Source organism: Pseudolactococcus raffinolactis NBRC 100932 (assembly GCF_001591765.1).
Lineage (GTDB): Bacteria > Bacillota > Bacilli > Lactobacillales > Streptococcaceae > Pseudolactococcus > Pseudolactococcus raffinolactis.
The window spans coordinates 1-5,995 of sequence record NZ_BCVN01000058.1 but is presented as its reverse complement, the minus strand read 5'-3'; the positions used below and the strand labels follow the sequence as shown (position 1 = coordinate 5,995).

Annotated in this window: 4 protein-coding genes and 1 pseudogene; 4 read left to right on the top strand and 1 reads right to left on the bottom strand. The window is 38.1% G+C overall.

Annotated features, from left to right (window positions below):
* The first annotated feature begins 106 nt into the window (after positions 1–106).
* The 4 genes from LRA01S_RS10050 (at position 107) to LRA01S_RS10035 (ending at position 5,570) form a co-directional block, all read left to right on the top strand.
* Positions 107–1,762, top strand: a complete 1,656-nt coding sequence (locus LRA01S_RS10050) for an ABC transporter substrate-binding protein (protein WP_061775488.1) — start codon at positions 107–109, stop codon at positions 1,760–1,762.
* A 150-nt stretch (positions 1,763–1,912) separates the two neighbouring features.
* Complete coding sequence (locus LRA01S_RS10045) at positions 1,913–2,923, top strand: ABC transporter permease (RefSeq protein ID WP_232505736.1); 1,011 nt, start codon at positions 1,913–1,915, stop codon at positions 2,921–2,923.
* Positions 2,923–3,876, top strand: a complete 954-nt coding sequence (locus LRA01S_RS10040; RefSeq protein ID WP_004261408.1) for an ABC transporter permease — start codon at positions 2,923–2,925, stop codon at positions 3,874–3,876. Before LRA01S_RS10045 ends, LRA01S_RS10040 begins: the two co-directional genes overlap by 1 nt.
* The gene (locus tag LRA01S_RS10035) at positions 3,873–5,570 is read left to right on the top strand and encodes a dipeptide ABC transporter ATP-binding protein (protein WP_061775487.1); all 1,698 of its coding nucleotides are present in this window, start codon (positions 3,873–3,875) and stop codon (positions 5,568–5,570) included. The genes LRA01S_RS10040 and LRA01S_RS10035 overlap by 4 nt, the downstream gene beginning before the upstream one ends.
* Before the next feature lie 132 nt (positions 5,571–5,702).
* Here the strand turns inward: LRA01S_RS10035 and LRA01S_RS11110 are convergent.
* Positions 5,703–5,995, bottom strand: a pseudogene (locus tag LRA01S_RS11110) (hypothetical protein); the annotation flags it as partial.

Below are 5,995 nucleotides of genomic sequence, written 5' to 3'. Positions count from 1 at the left end.
TTTATAATAATAAAGGTTTATTTTATGATAGTAATGTAATGAAATTAAAGGAAGTACATGGCTTATATGTCGATTTGATATAAATAAAATAAAAACGGAGGCTTTTATGAAAAAAGTTACTAAAATTATTATGGGAACAGCATTATGTACTGCTGTTTTGACACTTGCCGCATGTGGTGCTTCAAAATCCAAAGGGGCTGGTAAAGGCACACCTAAAGATACTGTTGTATTAGGAACAACGGATAAAGTTTTGACAATTGATCCAGCTGGCTCATATGATAAGGGGTCATTTACTATTGAAAATAATATTTATCCTTTCCTTTTCAACTTCCCTTATGGTTCAATTGAACCAAAACCTGATGTTGCTTCAGAAAAAGGAAATTTCTCTGAAGATGGCAAAACATATACGGTTAAAATTAGAAAAGGTTTGAAATTCGCAAATGGTCATGAGTTGACCGCTTCTGATGTTGCCTTTTCGTTTAAACGTGTTGTTACAATCGGAGCCAATGGTAAAGACTTAGGGAATGGACCATCATCACTTTTATCAGATATGGAATCAGTCGAAGCAAAAGATGATAGTACAGTTGTTTTTAAACTCAAAACGCCTTTTAACGTTCTCTGGGAGCAAATTCTTTGTACGGCGGCAGGACCAATTGTTGATGAAGAGGTTTTCAGTCCTGATGCTTTGACGTCAGATGATGATATTGTCAAAGCTAAGCCTTTTGCAGGTCCATTAACAATTGAAGCCTATGCCATTAATAATTCGGTTGCTTATGCTAAAAGTAAAGATTACGATGGTATTTACGGACCAGCCAAAGCGGACAAATATCAAGTTAAATACTATGCTGACACCTCAAATATGAAACTTGATATTCAAAATAATAAAATTGATGTCGCATTCCGTGCATTGACCGCGACTGATATTGCAGACTTGAAGAAAAAAGATAATATCGAAGTAACTGAAGGTCCTGGTGGAGAATTGCGTTATATGGTCTTTAACTTTGCGATTCAGCCATTCGGAACTAAAACTGAAGATGCAGATGAGACAAAGGCTTTAGCTGTTAGAAAAGCAGTCGCTAATTTGGTTGACCGAGAAGAAATTGCTAAAAATGTTTATAAAGGTACGTATTCACCAGCCTATTCATATGTGCCATCATCATTTATTGGTTATACACCAGCATTGAAAGAAGTATATGGTCAAGATGGTAAACCATCTGTTGATAAAGCAAAAGCAGCTCTAAAAGAGGCGGGTGTGAAAACGCCAATTGAGATGACGATTCAGTATAATGGTGACCATTATGGTGCTTCGTCTCCAGATGAATATGCAGCCATCAAACAACAACTCGAAGATTCTGGTTTATTTAAAGTCAATATCGCTCAAACCGAGTGGTCAGTTTACTCTAAGGATCGTGTGATTACAGAAAATTCGAATGGTTCTTATCCAGTTTACCAACTTGGTTGGTATCCTGACTTCTCAGATGCTGACAATTACCTAAGTCCATTGTTTGGCAAAGAAAACTACATTCATAATAATTATGTTTCTGACAAGATTGAATCACAACTAAACTCAGAGGTATCTGAATTAGACAGTGCGGCTCGAGTTAAGAAACTTGAAGAAATCCAAAAAACACTTGCAACAGATTTACCAACTATTCCATTATTTGAAGGGAAGCAAATCGCTGTTTCAGGAAAAAATGTAAAAGGTGTTTCAGATACCTTAGACGGTTCCTTCAAATTTAGATATGGTGCAATTTCTAAATAAGGCTTAATTTTAAAGATAGGGTTTGGCATGGGAGTATTAGGATACTAATCACCCCAAGACAAACCCTATTTTAAAGAATACGAAAGATTAAAGGATTTAAAAATGGTGACTCATAAACCCATTAAAAATAATTTTTTACGATACTGTTTGGTGCGATTTTTATTTATCATTCCAACGGTATTTGTTCTCGTGACAGTTGTTTTCTTCTTGACAAGAATGACTGGCGATCCAATTTCCATTGCGCTATCAGGGAAATTACCACCAGCAGAAATTGCGCAGCGTGTACACCAAGCTGGCTATGATAGACCAATTATTGTCCAATTCATCGAGTATTTAGGAAATTTAATGCATGGTGACTTAGGGAACTCAACTTCAATGTCAATGCCCGTTACAGCTATTTTAAAAAAATATGGTGCAGCAACTTTTGAATTAGCGTTTTTAGCTGTGATTTTAGCGATGGTCATCGGTATTCCACTTGGCAAATTTTCAGCGCATTATCGAGATAAATTACCAGATGTCATGATTAGGCTATTTGCGATTGCGTCTTATGCAACACCTGTCTTTTTCTTAGGTTTATTGTTGAAACTCATCTTTTCAGTCTGGCTACCGATTTTACCATCAAATGGTCGTGTCTCAACTTTCTACGAAAGTGATTTACAGGCTGTTGCGTTTCCAACCGGATTTAATCTGATAGATTCGATTCAGACGGGGAATATGACGATTATTGTCGATGTGTTGTCACACGCCATTTTACCAGCTTTGGCACTTGGTCTGCTGACAGCCGCAACATTCATTCGTCTGATTCGAACGAATTTGATTTCAACTTTGTCAACAGATTATGTCTTTGCAGCACGGTCACGTGGTATTTCTGATAAACGAATTATTAACAAACATGCATGGAAACCTGCCTTAATGCCGATTATCACGGTAATGGGAATGAATATCGCCATGATGTTAGCTGGTGCAATTCTAACCGAGACGACTTTCGAATGGAAAGGCTTAGGCTATCAGTTATCACAACTGATTAAAGCGCGAGATTTCAATGCCGTACAAGGTATTGTCATTTTGATTGCTATTATCGTATCAGTCACTAATTTTATTGTCGATATATTAGCGGCTGCAATTGACCCGCGTGTGCGACAAAGTGGGGAGGATGTCTAATGGAGAAATTTAAAAACTTACCTTTTATTAAGCAAATTCGCCAGTCTGTAGGTTTACAGCGTTTTATGTTGCTGACCGGTTTGATTATTATCCTAATATTTGTCTTAGCTGCCATTTTTGCACCATTGTTAGCACCATTTAGCTATTCACAATCCAAAGCTGACGGCATTTCTTTTGCAACACAGGCGACACCAGATGCTAAACATTTACTTGGTACAACTGTTGGTGGGCTGGATGTTTTATCTCGTGTTATCTGGGGGTCTAGAACGGCACTTTATACAATCTTAGTTTCTGTTGTCGCATCACTCTTTCTAGGGACTTTTCTTGGTCTGATTTCTGGTTATTTTGGTGGTTGGTTGGATCGTATTTTGGTTGCGATTGCAGATGCTATTTACTCATTTCCGTCACTATTGCTCGCGATTGTCATGGCAATCATGCTTAATACAACAGGCGGGAGTATATTTGGCGGCATTATGTCTGCGGGGATTTCAATTACCGTGGTTTTTGTCCCTCAGTATTTGCGAGTTGTTCGCTCAGAAGTCATGAAAATAAAAAATGAGGCCTACATTGACTCTGCTAAAGCCATTGGTGCATCGACGACACGAATTCTCTTTCGCCATGTCTTGAAAAATTCAACTCGTACTTTACCAGTCATCATTACTATGAATGCAGCAGAAGCGATTTTAACTTTGGCAGGGCTTGGTTTTCTTGGACTTGGTATAGAGCCGTCTGCAGCTGCTGAATGGGGCTATGATCTCAACCGATCAATTTCAGATGTCACCGCAGGTATTTGGTGGACAGCACTCTTTCCTGGATTTGCAATCGTTATTGTTGTGATTGGTATTACGTTATTAGGTGAAGGACTAAATGACTTAGCAGATCCTCGTCTACGTATTCGTCGCAAACCAACACCATTTAGCGCAAAAGATGACGAGAAAGGAGCAGACAAATGACAATTGGAACAGAAATTGAAAATGATGTCGCGCGTATTGAAAATCTACGTGTCCGATTTAGTACAGACCAAGGCGATTTTGATGCCGTTAAAAAGGCTTGTTTAACGATTGATCAAGGTGAAATTTTAGCACTTGTTGGTGAATCTGGCTCTGGTAAATCAGTCACCTCAAAAGCGATTTTACAGATGTTACCAGACTCATCTATCGAATCCGGAACAGTTCTCCTAAGATCAGATAAGCATGGCTTGCAAGATGTTCAAAGTCTTAATCCTGAGCAATTACGCGAAATTCGAGGAAAAGACGCTGCTATGGTTTTTCAAGAACCATCAACAGCGCTTAATCCAGTTTATAAAATCGGTTGGCAAATTGCTGAAGGAATCCGTGCGCACACGCAACTATTTGAAGGCCGTAAGTTGACAAATGCTGAAGCACGGAAACGTGCGATTGAGATTTTAGAAAAGGTTGGTATTCCTTCCCCTGAGACTCGTGTAGATTATTATCCTCATCAGTTTTCTGGAGGTCAAAAGCAACGGATTGTCATCGCTCAAGCCCTGGCCTTAGGTGCTAAACTTATCATTGCTGATGAACCAACAACCGCATTAGATGTCACAGTTCAGGCTGAAATCTTGACTTTACTCAAATCCATTCGTGAAAAATTTAATACCTCAATTTTATTGATTACACATAACATGGGGGTCGTTGCAGATATGGCTGACCGAGTGATTGTTATGAATCAAGGACAAATTGTTGAATCAGCCGATGTTTATGATTTATTTGCTAATCCGAAAGACGCCTATACAAAGAAATTATTGGCTGCCGTCCCGAAAATTGATAGTCAGACACGACGTTCTAATACACGAAAGGTGGCAATTGCTGATGATGCAGAAATCGTTGTTCAGGCTGAAAACATTAGTGTTGTTTATCCAGGACATGGTGCTACCAAAGCTTTTAAAGCAGTAGATGATGTTTCCTTTGAAATTCGCAAAGGAGAAGTAATGGGACTTGTTGGTGAGTCTGGGTCAGGAAAATCAACAATTGGTCGTGCAATTATGAGCTTATCTCCTTTTACAGGACAATTAAAAGTCTACGGTAAGGTGCTGTCTGAACTGAATAATAAAGAACGCCGAAACTTGCGACAACGCATCGGCTATGTTTTTCAAGATCCATTTGGCTCATTTAATCCTTTATTGACATTAGGCGAGGCAATCGCAGAGCCAATGATTGTTGCTGGTGTCGGACATCACTCAGGATTTGGGAAAAAGAATCTTAAAGAAGCCATGCCACGTGTTGAAGAATTATTAGAAATGGTTCAACTCTCTAAAGATTTTGCAAGCCGTTTTCCACATGAACTTTCAGGAGGACAACGGCAACGTGTTGGACTAGCAAGAGCGCTCGCATTGCAGCCTGAATTTATCATTGCTGATGAGCCAACATCAGCCTTGGACGTATCTGTCCAAAAAGAAGTTTTGAAATTGTTTTTAGATCTACAAGATGAGCTACAATTTTCATGCCTCTTTATTTCACATGATTTAGCAGTCATTAATATGGTATCAGATTCTATTTCGGTCTTATATCATGGTGAAATTCTTGAAAAAGGACATGGCGAACAAATTTTGACTAACCCACAGCATGATTATACGAAAAAATTACTAGCATCCTTACCAGTGCCAGATCCCAAAATTCAGAGAGCCTGAAAATAGACGAAATAAAAAGATAGACTTTCAATCAAAAATAAAGCGGTAGCAGTACGCTTTATTTTTTTTATTAAATAAGTTCATGTTTGACATTCTAATAAATAACTGATACCATATTTATTTTAACGCGAGTTATTTCGTCTGCTGGTATGAAGGCTGTGAATGATAATTTTTTTCAGTTTGTTTTGGATAAATTTCCGCAATTATAGTCCCTTTAGGGAGTTCTGTTTGTCCTTTAAGATCTTCATTTAGGTGAATAGTTCCATCTACAGGTGATTTTAATACTTCTTGGTCTGATTGATTGTTTAATGTTTTTAAGGTGAGCATGTTTTTTCTCTGGTTTTCGGATAGGTCTTCAATTTTTTGTTTTGTATTAGATAAAGCCTGCTCTTGTAGTTGCTTACCTTTTTCGATTTGAATATTAA